This window comes from Marinobacterium aestuarii, from assembly GCF_001651805.1.
Lineage (GTDB): Bacteria > Pseudomonadota > Gammaproteobacteria > Pseudomonadales > Balneatricaceae > Marinobacterium_A > Marinobacterium_A aestuarii.
The window spans coordinates 1178343-1191486 of sequence record NZ_CP015839.1 but is presented as its reverse complement, the minus strand read 5'-3'; the positions used below and the strand labels follow the sequence as shown (position 1 = coordinate 1191486).

General features: G+C 58.2%; 14 protein-coding genes and 1 other RNA gene. 4 read left to right on the top strand and 11 right to left on the bottom strand.

Annotated elements, in window-relative coordinates:
- Positions 1–71: 71 nt before the first annotated feature.
- Both rnpB and rsmI read right to left on the bottom strand, forming a co-directional pair.
- Positions 72–435, bottom strand: an RNA gene (gene rnpB, locus A8C75_RS05220) — RNase P RNA component class A.
- Positions 436–507: 72 nt separating this feature from the next.
- Entirely contained in the window at positions 508–1350 is an 843-nt protein-coding gene (rsmI, locus tag A8C75_RS05215) for a 16S rRNA (cytidine(1402)-2'-O)-methyltransferase (protein ID WP_067379091.1), read from the bottom strand.
- Between the two features lie 35 nt (positions 1351–1385).
- Between rsmI and A8C75_RS05210 the strand changes: the two genes are divergently transcribed.
- Genes A8C75_RS05210 through A8C75_RS05195 form a run of 4 tightly spaced genes read left to right on the top strand, consistent with a single transcriptional unit; the run spans position 1386 to position 4764 of the window.
- Positions 1386–3215 carry a penicillin-binding protein activator gene (locus tag A8C75_RS05210; protein WP_067379088.1) on the top strand — a complete coding sequence of 610 codons (1830 nt, stop codon included), beginning with the start codon at positions 1386–1388 and terminating at the stop codon, positions 3213–3215.
- Positions 3215–3574, top strand: a complete 360-nt coding sequence (locus A8C75_RS05205) for a YraN family protein (protein WP_067379086.1) — start codon at positions 3215–3217, stop codon at positions 3572–3574. Before A8C75_RS05210 ends, A8C75_RS05205 begins: the two co-directional genes overlap by 1 nt.
- A gap of 18 nt (positions 3575–3592) precedes the next feature.
- Positions 3593–4180 (top strand): SIS domain-containing protein, encoded by a 588-nt coding sequence (locus tag A8C75_RS05200; RefSeq protein WP_067379084.1) that lies wholly within the window; start codon positions 3593–3595, stop codon positions 4178–4180.
- Between the two features lie 5 nt (positions 4181–4185).
- Positions 4186–4764 carry a BON domain-containing protein gene (locus A8C75_RS05195; protein WP_067379082.1) on the top strand — a complete coding sequence of 193 codons (579 nt, stop codon included), beginning with the start codon at positions 4186–4188 and terminating at the stop codon, positions 4762–4764.
- A gap of 89 nt (positions 4765–4853) precedes the next feature.
- Here A8C75_RS05195 and A8C75_RS05190 read toward each other — a convergent pair whose 3' ends face one another.
- The 9 genes from A8C75_RS05190 to A8C75_RS05150 form a co-directional block, all read right to left on the bottom strand.
- Positions 4854–5339, bottom strand: a complete 486-nt coding sequence (locus A8C75_RS05190) for a ClpXP protease specificity-enhancing factor (protein WP_067379080.1) — start codon at positions 5337–5339, stop codon at positions 4854–4856.
- 195 nt (positions 5340–5534) lie between these two features.
- The gene (gene sspA, locus A8C75_RS05185; RefSeq protein WP_067386999.1) at positions 5535–6167 is read right to left on the bottom strand and encodes a stringent starvation protein SspA; all 633 of its coding nucleotides are present in this window, start codon (positions 6165–6167) and stop codon (positions 5535–5537) included.
- 88 nt (positions 6168–6255) lie between these two features.
- Positions 6256–7020 (bottom strand): cytochrome c1, encoded by a 765-nt coding sequence (locus A8C75_RS05180; protein ID WP_067379078.1) that lies wholly within the window; start codon positions 7018–7020, stop codon positions 6256–6258.
- Positions 7020–8270, bottom strand: coding sequence for a cytochrome b (locus tag A8C75_RS05175; protein WP_067379076.1), 1251 nt, complete (start codon positions 8268–8270; stop codon positions 7020–7022). Before A8C75_RS05175 ends, A8C75_RS05180 begins: the two co-directional genes overlap by 1 nt.
- Complete coding sequence (petA, locus tag A8C75_RS05170) at positions 8270–8866, bottom strand: ubiquinol-cytochrome c reductase iron-sulfur subunit (RefSeq protein WP_067379075.1); 597 nt, start codon at positions 8864–8866, stop codon at positions 8270–8272. Before petA ends, A8C75_RS05175 begins: the two co-directional genes overlap by 1 nt.
- A gap of 263 nt (positions 8867–9129) precedes the next feature.
- On the bottom strand, positions 9130–9522 hold the full coding sequence (gene rpsI, locus A8C75_RS05165; RefSeq protein WP_067298787.1) for a 30S ribosomal protein S9: 393 nt from the start codon (positions 9520–9522) through the stop codon (positions 9130–9132).
- Positions 9523–9535: 13 nt separating this feature from the next.
- The gene (gene rplM / locus A8C75_RS05160) at positions 9536–9964 is read right to left on the bottom strand and encodes a 50S ribosomal protein L13 (protein WP_067298788.1); all 429 of its coding nucleotides are present in this window, start codon (positions 9962–9964) and stop codon (positions 9536–9538) included.
- Between the two features lie 204 nt (positions 9965–10168).
- The gene (gene zapE / locus A8C75_RS05155) at positions 10169–11272 is read right to left on the bottom strand and encodes a cell division protein ZapE (protein ID WP_067379073.1); all 1104 of its coding nucleotides are present in this window, start codon (positions 11270–11272) and stop codon (positions 10169–10171) included.
- Positions 11273–11455: 183 nt separating this feature from the next.
- Positions 11456–12970: a helicase HerA-like domain-containing protein gene (locus A8C75_RS05150; protein ID WP_227819999.1), complete on the bottom strand. Its 1515-nt coding sequence runs from the start codon at positions 12968–12970 to the stop codon at positions 11456–11458.
- Between the last annotated feature and the right edge of the window lie 174 nt (positions 12971–13144).

The following is a 13144-nucleotide window of genomic DNA, read 5'->3' as shown; positions in this document are numbered from 1 at the left end:
ATCAGTCAATTAGGACAAAAACGCGGGGAAATCTGACACGCAGAATACAGCTTTTGCATGAGTAAATTAGTTGGATGAGCTCGCCTGTAAGCCGGGTTCTGTCGAGGACAGTCATTCATCTACGATGCATGTCACCATACACCTTTAGCGACCTACCCGGACCCAGCGCGGGCCGCGCCTAGTGGGTCCCTATTTGGTCTTGCTCCGAGTGGGGTTTACCGTGCCGTGGAATGTTGCCACCCACGCGGTGCGCTCTTACCGCACCCTTTCACCCTTACCGTCATGCAGCTCCGAAGAACTCCATGCTTAGGCGGTCTACTCTCTGTTGCACTGGCCGTCGGCTTGCGCCGCCCAGACGTTATCTGGCACTCCGCCCTATGGAGCCCGGACTTTCCTCCCCTGCGCAAGCGCAGCGACGACTGTCCGGCGAACTCATCCGGGCGCAAGAATACCAGTATTCACACAAAGCGCAACCCAGGATAGTTAGCCTTTTATAACCGACCTTTATCAGGCGTCGCGTCGCGCCAGCGCTGCCTGATACAGGAAGTTCTTTTTCAGACCCGTCAGCTTGGCTGCCAGCGCCGCAGCCTGCTTGATCGGCAGCTCTTCCAGCAGCACGTCAAGTACCCGCATGGCCTCGACATTGACGTCATCCGCCGCCGCCGCGGGCGCGCCCTGCACCAGCACCACAAACTCACCTTTCTGCTGATTGGCATCCTGGCGCATCCACTCCAGCAGCTCGGATACCGGCGCACCCTTTATAGTCTCAAAGGTTTTGGTTAGCTCACGCGCGGCCACCACCATGCGCTCAGACCCAAAGCAGGCCTGCATGTCCTCCAGGGATGCCAGAATCCGGTGAGTCGATTCATAGAAGATAAGCGTGCGCTCTTCCCGGGCCAGCGCATCGAGGCGCTGGCGCCGCGCCAGGCTCTTGGCCGGCAGGAAACCTTCGAACACAAAACGATCAGATGGCAGGCCCGCGGCACAAAGTGCCGTGACCAGTGCACTGCAACCCGGCACCGGCACAACCCTGAACTGCGCCTCGCGCACAGCCCGCACCAGCACGAAACCGGGGTCTGAAATCAGCGGTGTACCGGCATCGGAAATCAGCGCAATGCTTTCGCCGGCCGACAGGCGTTCAATAATTCGTTCGATTCGCTGCCGTTCGTTGTGATCATGCACTGAAATCATGGGCGTTTTAATGTTAAAGTGCGCCATCAAACGTGCACTGTGACGGGTATCTTCCGCCGCGATCAGTGACACTGTCTGCAGCACCTCAATTGCACGCGCAGTCATATCTGCGAGATTGCCTATAGGTGTTGCGACAACATACAAAACCGCTTCCGACATCGTGAATCCATCCGTCTTTTGGGGTGACAGAGTATATGATGAATCCGCTGCGCCTGTCTCTGACCGCCAGCCTGCTGGCCCTATTGCTTGTTGGCTGCAGTACGCCGACATCCAGAGCACCCGCACCCGCTGCCAACGCTATCGAACGCGAGCAAAACGCCATTGCGGCCCTGCTCGATGAAGCCAGCCGCGCTCAACCTATCCGCTCGGCCGAACTGCGCGCGCAAGCTGCCCGCAAACTGATCGATATCGATCAGCGCGACCAGGCCATTGCCATTCTGGAGCGCATCGACACCGCACTGCTGCCGCCAATCCTGCGCTTTGATATCGCCAAGCTCAAGGCGGGCACCGCGCTGGAACGCCAGGACAGCAGCCAGGCCCTGCTCTATCTGGCCGAAATGCCCAGCAGCGAACCCCTGCCTACCGCCCAGGCCATTGAGCTGGGCGAGCTGAGAGCGCAAGCCTATCAGCAACAGCAGGACAACCCGGGCGAACTGAAAGAGCTGATCAAGGTGGCGCAACTGCGCCAGGATCCAGCCCTGCGTCAAACACTGCATGAGCGTATCTGGGCACTGCTGGGCGAATTGCCCCGCGCCGGCCTTGAACGCCTGGCAAGCAGCGGCGATGCTTCCTATTACGAGCAGGGCTGGTACGAGCTGGCCATCAACCTGCGCACCAGCACTGATCTGGCCGGGCAGTACAACAGCCTGTCAGCATGGCGCACCCTGTGGCAATCCCACCCCGCCCTGCAACTGCCTCCCCAGGCGGTAGCTGCACTGCTCGACTCCAGCGTCACACCCACCCGACGCATCGGCCTGCTACTGCCCCAGAGCGGCTCGCTCGCCAAGGCCGCCAGCGCCATCAGCGACGGTTTCATGGCCGCCTACTATCAGGCGCAGCGCGAAGGCCAGCCTGTACCGGAAATACAGCTGCTGGACTCAACCCTGGTCAATACGCCCGAGCAACTGCTGAACCTGGCCCGCACCATGCAGCTGGACCTGGTGGTCGGCCCGCTCGACAAGAACTATGTTAACCAGATCGCCCTCGCCACCGAACTGCCCATACCTGTGCTGGCGCTGAACAATACCAACATCCAGACCCCCGGGAACCTCTACCAGCTGGGCCTTGCCGCCGAAGATGAGGCGCAGGCGGCCGCCCAGCGCGCCTGGCAGGACGGCCGGCGCCGGATGCTGATGATGATTCCGGAAACCGACTGGGGCTCACGCGTAGGCCAGGCCTTTATCCACGAGTTCGAGAGCCTCGGCGGCCAGGTTGTTGGTGCCGTCACCTTTGCCGAACAGGCCGACCTGGCAGGCCAGGTCAAGTCACTGCTCAATACTGATAGCAGCGCAGCCCGCGCCAAGCGCGTGCGCAAGGTCACTGGTAATCGCATCGAGTCCGAATCCCAGCCACGTAACGACGCTGACGCCCTCTTCCTCAGCGCCCTGCCGACCGACGCCCGCCAGATCAAACCCCTGCTGGCCTTCAATTACGCCGCCAGCCTGCCGGTCTATGCCACCTCACACCTGTATGACGGCAGCCCCAACAGCATCAGCGATATTGACCTGAACGGCATAGTCTTCTGCGACCTGCCCTGGGTGATAGGCCCGCCCAGCACACTGAAGCTGGCGATGAGCCAGCAACGCGATGATACCGACACCCGCTTTGGCCGCCTCTACGCCCTGGGCGCCGATGCCTTCACGCTGCATCCCTATCTTGAGCAGCTGCGGGCAAGCCCGCAGGCCCGCATCAGCGGTGAAACCGGCCAACTACACCTGACATCCGGCTCGCGCATCGCCAGAGACCTGCCCTGGGCCCGGTTTGATAATGGCGTCCCCAGCCTGCTGACACCCGCGAGCAATTGATGAACAGGCGCGCCAGCGGGCAGCTTGCCGAAGACCAGGCCCTGCACTGGCTGGAACAGCAGGGCCTGGTGCTGCTGACGCGCAACTACCACTGCCGCCTGGGTGAAATCGACCTCATCATGCAGCATGCCGACTGCCTGGTCTTTGTTGAGGTACGCAAGCGCGGCCGCAGCAGCCTGGCCAGCGCCGCCGCATCGGTCGACGCCCGCAAACAGCAAAAAATCATCCTTACCGCCAACCATTACCTGAGCCAATACCCCCAGCGGGCCACCCAGCCCTGCCGCTTTGATGTGATCGCATTCGAATCAGATTCACCGACGGCCACCCCGCTATGGTATAAAGACGCCTTCAGGCCCTGAGATCGGAAACACCGCTGAATGGAACTCGAAGACCGCATTGTCAGCCAGTTTCACAGTTCGATGGATATCAATGCCCATACCATCGAACACTACACTCCCATGATCGCCAGCGCCGGCGAACAACTGCTGCATTGCCTGGTAAATGAAAACAAGATCCTGTGCGTTGGCAACGGCGGCTCCGCCGCGCTGGTACAGCATTTTTGCGCCTTGCTGCTGAACCGCTACCGCCATGAGCGCCCGGGACTGCCTGCGCTCGCCCTGTCCGCCGACAGCGCCACCCTGACCGCCATCAGTGAAGACAGTGGCTTTAGCGACATCTACTCCAAGCAGATTCGCGCCCTCGGCCAACCCGGCGACATCCTGCTGATGGTCTCGACCCACGGTCGCGCCAACAATCTCGTGCAGGCCATTCAGGCCGCCCACGACAGGGACATGAGCGTGATTGCACTGACCGGCTACGATGGCGGCAATACCACGGCACTTTTACGCCCCGATGAGATCGAAATCTGCGTTCCAGCCGATGATGATGTACTGATACACGACGCCCATCTGCTGGTCCTGCACTGCCTGTGCGATCTGATCGACTACCAACTGTTTGGAGCCTGAAACCGATGAAAAAACTGTTAATTGCCACCAGCCTCGCCAGCCTCGCCAGCCTCGTCGTCCTGTCTGGCTGCTCGTCACTGATTAGCGCTACACGGGAAGAACCTATCCAGGAAGACAAAGGACACCGGACGCTCGGCAACTACCTGGAAGACGAAGTCATCGAGACCAAGACCCTGGTCAACATCAACAAGGGCTCAGTGGGCCTGCGCAATGCCCACGTCGGCGCCACCAGTTATAACGGCCTGGTACTACTCACCGGCCAGGTTCCCAGCGCCGCCACCCGCGACGAAGCCGAGCGCATCGCCAGCCAGATTCGCGAAGTGCGCAAGGTTCACAACGAACTGGAGATCGCCGGCCCGACATCCGGCATAGTACGCAGCAATGATGCCTACCTGACCAGCCGCGTCAAACTGCAGCTACTGGCTGAGCGCAATATCAATGGCAGCCGCATCAAGGTTGTCACGGAAAACAGCACAGTATTTCTGATGGGCCTGGTGTCCCAGAAGGAAGCGGATATAGCGGTACGCCTGGTCCGCACTATTACCGGCGTGCAGAAAATCGTCAAGGCGTTTGAATACATCTGATGGAACCGGACAGGCTACGCCACGCGCAGTCTGTCCGACACAACAGCAACCATCACAGCTGCTGTTTATAGCTACTATTTCACGAACAACTATTTTACGACCTTGAGATTCGGGCGCCCCGGCTTCGGTCTTTTTGGCGCGACCGCCTGAACAGGCTCCGCCCCCTTCTCAGCGCCCTCATCTGCCGGCCCATCGACCTGCTCTTGCCCTTCATCTTCCCCCGCAACAGCATCCACCGGCTGCAGGCGCTCGTAATAGTCGGCACCGGGCTCCATGCCAAAGCCCATGCCCATGGCATTCTCCTTGGCGAAGATGGCCATCAGCGCCGCGTAAGGCACCCGCACCTGCATGGGCACGCCACCAAAGCGGGCGCTGAACGAAATCTCGCTCTCCCCCATAAAGAAGTCACGCACGGCCGAGGGCAGCACATTCAGCACTATCTGACCGTCCTGCACAAACTGGCGCGGCACCACCACATGGGGCGCCTCTGCATCCACCACCAGATGGGGTGTACAGTCATTATCGAGGATCCATTCATACAGACCTCGAGCGATATAGGGACGACTAGGATTCATTACTCTGCCTCCGCAGGCACAGCCGCACATCCCTGACGCGGCGCCCTGCTTTCTGTAATTCAACATGACGGATATCGCCGTCTTTACCTGCGCCAGCAGCCCTATCGACAGCCAGAACGCACGCGGGCATCGCCCATAAAAAAGGGACAGAGTCGCCTCCATCCCTTGATTCGTACCACTAGAACCCGGAGGCTATCAGTCGCGCATCTCACGCTCAGCTTCCGACAGACTCTCCTGGAAAGCCTCACGCTCAAAAATGCGCTTCATGTAACGTACCAGCATCTTGCACTGCGCTTCCGGCAGCTCGATACCCATGGCGGGCAAACGCCACAACAGCGGCGCCAGACAGCAGTCTACCAGGGAAAACTCTTCACTCATGAAGAAGTCCTTTTCTCCAAAAATCGGAGAAATGGCGACCAGACCATCGCGCAATTCCTTGCGGCAGCGCTCGATCTCGGGTGCATCAGCCTTGCCAGCCAGAATAGTGTCCGCCAGACCACACCAGTCGTGCTGGATGCGGTACATGTACAAACGGCTTTCTGCACGCGCTACCGGGTAAACCGGCAACAGTGGCGGATGTGGAAAACGCTCATCGAGATATTCCATCATCACATTCGGCTCGTACAACACCAGCTCCCGATCCAGCAGGGTCGGCAGGCTGTTGTAGGGATTCAGTGACGACAAATCCTCGGGCAAGTCACTTTCGGTGCAGTCGACAATATCGACTGCGACCCCTTTTTCCGCCAGCACGATACGCACGCGGTGGCTGTAATGGTCTGCACCATTGGAAAAGAAGGTCATGGAAGAACGCTTAGCCACTACTCCCATCGGATAATCCCCGTCAGTCTTCATTTAAAAAAATAAATGCGGCCCGATCCTTCAGGCCGCATACGATCGTTGTTCGAACACAAGAACCTTAGTGTACGTCTTTCCAGTACTCTTTCTTCAGCGCAAATGCGAACAGGAAGAAAATAAACAGGAAGATAAGTACCTTGGTGCCGATGCGCTCGGATTCAAGACGGTACGGCTCACCCATGTAGGTCAGGAAGTTGGTCAGGTCGTAGACCGTCTTGTCGAACTCTTCGACTGTCTGGCTACCACTGTCTGCAACCGTCAGACACTTGGACATGCGGGTGTTGGTCAGCGGATCTATCTCGCCGGAAGCTGCATGAGCAAACTCTTCCGCCGTGCAGTGATTGACCTGCAAACCCTGCAGATCCTGCAGCACGTTGGGCATGCCCACGTCCTTGAAGACCACGTTGTTCACACCCCAGGGGCGCGACTCATCCTGGTAGAAGCTGCGCAGGTAAGTGTAGATCCAGTCCGGCCCGCGCAGACGCGCTTCCAGAGACAGATCCGGCGGCGGGTTACCAAACCAGTTCGCCGCATCACCCTTGTCCATGGCGATTCTCATCTGCTCGCCAACCTTCTGATCCCCCAGCAGCAGGTATTGCTCTGCCAGCTCCGTAGGAATCTCAAGATCAATGGCGGCACGCTCGTAACGCTGATAGTCCGCCGAGTGACAGCCCATGCAACGGTTAACGAAAGTGCCCATACCGCGCTGCAAAGAGGCCTGATTCTCGAGGTCCACTTCGATAGAGTCGAGTTGAACACCCCCGACCGAGGCCTGTACCGATACCGGCAGCAGGACCATCATCAATGCAATCAGATACTTTTTCATTAGCCTGTAACCCTTTCCGGAACCGGTTTAGTGCTCTCCATCCTGGTGTAGATCGGCATCAGAAAGAAATACGCGAAATACAGCGCAGTACAGATCTGGGAAACCAGCGTACGGGTCGGGTTGGACGCAACCACACCCAGATAACCCAGAATCACAAAGCTGACCGCGAAGATCACCAGTGTCACCTTGCTGATCATGCCCTTGTAGCGCATGGACTTGACCGGACTACGGTCCAGCCAGGGCAGTACGAACAGAACAGCAATGGCACCACCCATGACAACAACACCCGGGAACTGGGAGCCGGCGATGGGCGGAATGGCACGCAACATGGCGTAGAAGGGCGTGAAATACCACACCGGCGCTATGTGCTCAGGCGTTTTCAGCGAGTTGGCAGGCTCGAAGTTCGGCGCTTCAATAAAGTAACCGCCGCCTTCAGGGAAGAAGAAGACCACGATGCTGAACACGAACAGGAACACGACCACACCAACAATATCCTTGACGGTGTAGTAAGGGTGGAACGGAATACCGTCAAGCGGCACGCCATTTTCATCCTTGTTGGCCTTGATCTCGATACCGTCGGGGTTATTGGAACCCACTTCGTGCAGCGCGATGATGTGCAGCACCACCAGCGCCAGCAACACGATCGGCAGCGCTATGACATGCAGCGAGAAGAAGCGCGTCAGGGTAATACCCGATATCAGGTAGTCACCACGAATCCACAGCGACAGGTCTTCACCGATAAAGGGCACGGCAGAGAACAGGGACACGATAACCTGGGCACCCCAGTAGGACATCTGGCCCCAGGGCAGCAGATAACCCATGAAGGCTTCCGCCATCAGCGCCAGGTAGATGGTCATGCCGAACAGCCACACCAGCTCGCGCGGCTTGCGGTAGGAACCGTACAAGATGCCACGGAACATGTGCAGGTACACCACCAGGAAGAAGGCCGAAGCACCGGTGGAGTGCATGTAGCGCAGCAGCCAGCCATATTCGACGTCGCGCATGATGTACTCAACAGACGCAAAGGCGCCTTCTGCGGACGGGTTGTAGCTCATGGTCAGCCAGATGCCGGTAAGGATCTGGTTAACCAGAACCAGCATCGCCAGCGAGCCGAAGAAATACCAGAAGTTGAAGTTCTTCGGAGCATAGTATTTGGAAAGGTGATCTTCCCACATCTGCGTCGCCGGAAAACGATCGTCGATCCAGCGCATCAGACCACTTTCGGCCTTGCTCTTGTTTGGATTAGCCATTATGCAGTCTCCTGATCCACACCGACGACGAGGATATTTTCTTCCGGGTAGTTATGCGGAGGAATAACCAGATTCGAGGGCGCCGGGGAGCCTTTCAGTACGCGACCGGACAGGTCGAAGCGCGAACCGTGACAGGGGCAGTAGAAGCCGCCGACCCAGTCAGGACCCAGATCTTCAGGTGCAATTTCCGGACGGTAGGTCGGAGAGCAGCCCAGGTGCGTGCAGATACCCACCAGCACCGAAATATCCGGACGCAGGGAGCGGCTAGAATCATGCGGAATGTAAGCCGGCTGCTGCGGCACTTCTGACTTGGGGTCCGTCAGGCGACTATCAAGACCTGCCAGATCGCTCAGTGTCTTCTCGTTACGCTTGACCAGCCAGACCGGCTTGCCACGCCACTTGACGACCATCTGCTGACCCGGTTCCAGTTTACTCACATCGACCGTTACCGGAGCACCCGCGGAACGTGCCTTGGCACTGGGCATCCATGAGGCCACGAAGGGAACAGCAACCCCCACTGCACCGACAGCCCCTACCGCAGAGGTCGCGCCGACCAGGAGTCGACGCCGCCCCTTGTTCACGCCGTCATTACTCATTAACTCTCTCTCCCTTGTTCGATCTGCAATTTAACGCCCAGCAAGAACGCAAATAACCCGATCGCTCAACTAAAAATCATCAAATAACGGATTTTTAAAATGGCCCAAATGGTAATGAAAATACCCTTCGCTTACAAGGACATTGGCGGGCTAATAGCCTGACATCCGTACGACTTTTGATCTAGCCCAAACAAAAAAACGCCCAAGCCAAAAAGGCTTGAGCGTTTTTCTTGCCACAGTCTTCGACCGAAGCCGAAAGCGAATTAACGCTTGGAGAACTGAGGACGCTTACGTGCTTTGCGCAGGCCGACTTTCTTACGCTCAACCATGCGGGAGTCGCGGGTTACGAAACCAGCGCTACGCAGTGACGGACGCAGAGTTTCATCATAAACCATCAGTGCACGGGTGATACCGTGACGGATAGCGCCTGCCTGACCGAAACCACCACCACCGGCGACAGTAACGAAAACGTCGAATTTTTCGACAGAGTCAGTCAATTCCAGCGGCTGACGCACGATCATGCGTGCAGTTTCGCGACCGAAGTAGTTTTCGATCGTGCGGTCATTGATAGTGATAACACCTGTACCCGGGCGCAGGAAGACGCGAGCAGTAGAGGTTTTACGACGGCCGGTACCGTAATACTGAGTAGTGGACATAGTCTGCCTTCCCTTAAATGTTCAGTTCTTTGGGCTGCTGAGCCTGATGCGGATGTTCGGTGCCAGCGTAAACTTTCAGTTTGCTGTTCATGGCACGGCCCAGCGGGCCCTTGGGCAGCATACCCTTGACCGCGATCTCAAGAACCCGCTCCGGGTGAGAGTCGATCATTGTCTGGAAAGAAGCTTCGCGCAGACCGCCCGGGTAACCGGTGTGGCGGTAGTAGATCTTGTCTTTGCGCTTATTACCGGTAACACCGATTTTCTCAGCGTTAACAACAACGATGTAATCGCCGGTATCAACGTGAGGAGTGAATTCCGGCTTATGCTTGCCGCGCAGGCGACGTGCAATCTCAGTAGCCAGACGCCCCAGGGTTTTACCCTCGGCATCAACAACGTACCAGTCGCGTTTTACTTCGGCTGGTTTAGCAACAAAAGTCTTCATCTGTATATTGCCTTTATTTAACTCAGTTCTCGCCACACATTTCAGATGTGCCACCGAACTGACTTATAATTCTTGGTTGTGTTCGGGAGCATCCCGACCACAACAGTAACAACCCATAGAAATAGGTGGCGCGAATTATAGACAAGTCGCACTGCAAATGCGATAGCCAAGAAGCAGTTTCCCATCCGAATCCGGATATTTTTTTCAGGCCCGATGTGCCCGCGCCAGGTACTCATGGGACTGCATTTCCAGCAGGCGGCTCTGGGTACGCTGAATCTCGAACTCCAGACGACCTTCGCTGTAGATCCCGTGAATCGGTGCCGCCGCCGACAGGATCAGCTTGACGCCGCTGTCGTAGAATTCATCCACCATATTGATAAAGCGGCGCGCCGCATCATCATTGCTGCGCCCAAGCTGCGGCACATTGGAGACCAGCACCGCATGGTAGAGCTTGGCCAGCTCTATATAGTCGTTCTGCGAGCGCGGCCCCTGGCACAGATCGGCGAAATCAAACCAGACCACATCCTCGCAGCAGCGCCGCGAACGGATGCCGCGACCATTGACCTGCAGCACTTCAGCTTCCACCACTTCCACCAGATCGGGCGCCAGCGACTCGAAGCTGGCATTCAGGCTTTCATCGGCCTTTGCATCCAGTGGCGAGTGATACAGCTCGGCCTGCTCCAGGGCCCGCAGACGGTAGTCGATGCCCCCATCCACGTTAACCACTTCGGTGAACCTGTTCAGCAGCGCGATGGCCGGCATAAAGCGCGCGCGCTGCAGGCCATCCTTATAGAGACCGTCGGGCACTATATTGGAGGTCGCCACCAGGGATACGCCATTGGCGAACAGCTGCTCCAGCAGACTGCTCAGAATCATGGCATCGGCAATATCGGAGACAAAGAACTCATCGAAGCAGATGATGCGCGTTTCCTGCGCGTAGCGCCTTGCCAGCTCCACCAGCGGATTCTTTTCCCCGGCCAGGGTTTTGAGATCCTGATGTACGCGCTGCATGAAGCGATGAAAATGGGTGCGGGTTTTCTGCTCGAACGGCAGACTGTCATAGAAGGTGTCCATCAGGTAGGTCTTGCCTCGCCCCACGCCACCCCAGAAGTAGAGCCCGCGTAGCGGCTCCTTCGGCTCCTTTTTCCAGCCGCTGGCCAGACGCTGCATCAGGCCAGGCTTTGGCGGCGGTGCCGCAACCAGGTCATCAAACAGGCGTTGCAGATGCTTTACCGCCATTTCCTGCGCCGGATCATAGGAAAAATCATCCCGCTCTAGATCTTGCTTGTAGCGTCCTAACGGAGTCATACCGGCCCCAGCCCCTGCCATCTGTTCGTCGATCAAAAAGTGCCGGCACTTTACCTAGCTAGACCGGCATTGGCAATCGCGACCTTGGAACAACAAGAGGCACCACAAGCCCCAAAACGCACCATTCACAGCCGGCCTTGCACCTGAACGCCCGTCAGGACACACCACACACATGAACAATCCCTAGCGGCGCCCGCCCAGAATGGACCCCAGCAACCCGCGTACGATCTGGCGTCCAAGCTGGGTGCCAATCGCACGCATCGCGCTTTTCGCCAGGCTGCCAAACAGACCACTGCTGGCCCGCCCACTCGACTTGCGCGACTTTTTTTCATCCACAGGCGCATCCGCCAGCGCTGCAGCCTCGCTCGAGAGTACCTTTTCACTGCGCGCTTTCAGCAGCTCGAAGGCCGACTCCCGATCCACCATTTCATCGTAGCGGGCTCCCATGGGCGAACGGGACAGAAGCTGCACCCGCTCAACATCCTCCAGCGGCCCCAGGCGCGACTCCGGCGGGCGCACCAGGGTGTGCGCCACCTCCGTCGGCACACTGGAGGTATCCAGCACCGACACCAGCGCCTCACCCACACCCAGCGCAGTTATCAGCTGCTCGGTGTCCACTCCCGGGGCGGCACGGAACGTCTGGGCCGCCGCCTTGACCACCTTGCGATCTTTAGGCGTGAAGGCCCGCAGCGCATGCTGCACCCGGTGCCCCAGCTGACCCAGAATGTCCTGCGGTATATCACCCGGGCTCTGACTGACAAAATAGATCCCGACGCCCTTGGAACGAATCAGCCGTACCACCTGCTCCACCTTGTCGAGCAGCGCGCGGGGCGCGCGATCAAACAGCAAATGTGCTTCGTCGAAAAAAAACACCAGTTTTGGCTCGGCCTTGTCACCGACTTCCGGCAACTGCTCAAACAGCTCAGACAGCAACCAGAGTAAAAAAGTGGAGTAGAGCCTTGGCCTTGTCATCAGCGCCGTTGCATCCAGCACGCTGATCACACCATTGCCGGAAAAATCCCGTTGCATCAGATCCGCCATCTGCAGCGCGGGTTCGCCAAAGAACTGCGCCGCGCCCTCGGACTCCAGCATCAGCAGACGCCGCTGGATAGCCCCTATACTGGCGCTGGCGATATTGCCGTAGCGACTGCCCAGCGCGCTGCGATTCTCGCCCATCCAGGCCAGCATCGCCTGCAGGTCTTTCAGATCCAGCAGCAAAAGCCCTTCATCGTCGGCAATGCGAAAACAGGCATAGAGCACGCCGGACTGAGTCTCGTTGAGCTCCAGCAGGTGACTCAGCAACAGCGGCCCCATGTCCGACACAGTCGTACGCACCGGGTGCCCCCTGACCCCCAGCAGGTCCCAGAACACCACCGGCGCCGACCTTGGACGATAATCATCAAGCCCCAGCAGCGCCACTCGTTCGGCGATCTTCGGGTGCCCACGCCCCTCTGCGGCCAGGCCCGACAGGTCCCCCTTTACGTCCGTCATGAACACAGGCACACCGCTGCGGGCAAAGCCTTCCGCCATGGTCTGCAAACTGACGGTCTTGCCGGTACCGGTAGCGCCTGCGATCAAGCCATGGCGGTTCGCCATAATCAGCGGCAACTCAACATCCTTACCCGCAACGCTGCGCCCCAGCGCCAGATTCCCTGATGACATACGCAACTCCTCCGCTCTTTCCCGTTGGGCAAACACCGTCGCACAGCACGCCCTGAATACTCTCGCCACAGTGTAACAGCCCACTCGCCAGGCGCACTTTGCCAACAAGGGAGAATACGCAGGGCCCAGACCGCCTGCAGATTTCCCCTATAAATGACGCTACAGGTGCGCCGTAGAACTATGCATAATCAACGCCAAGGCTACGCTATA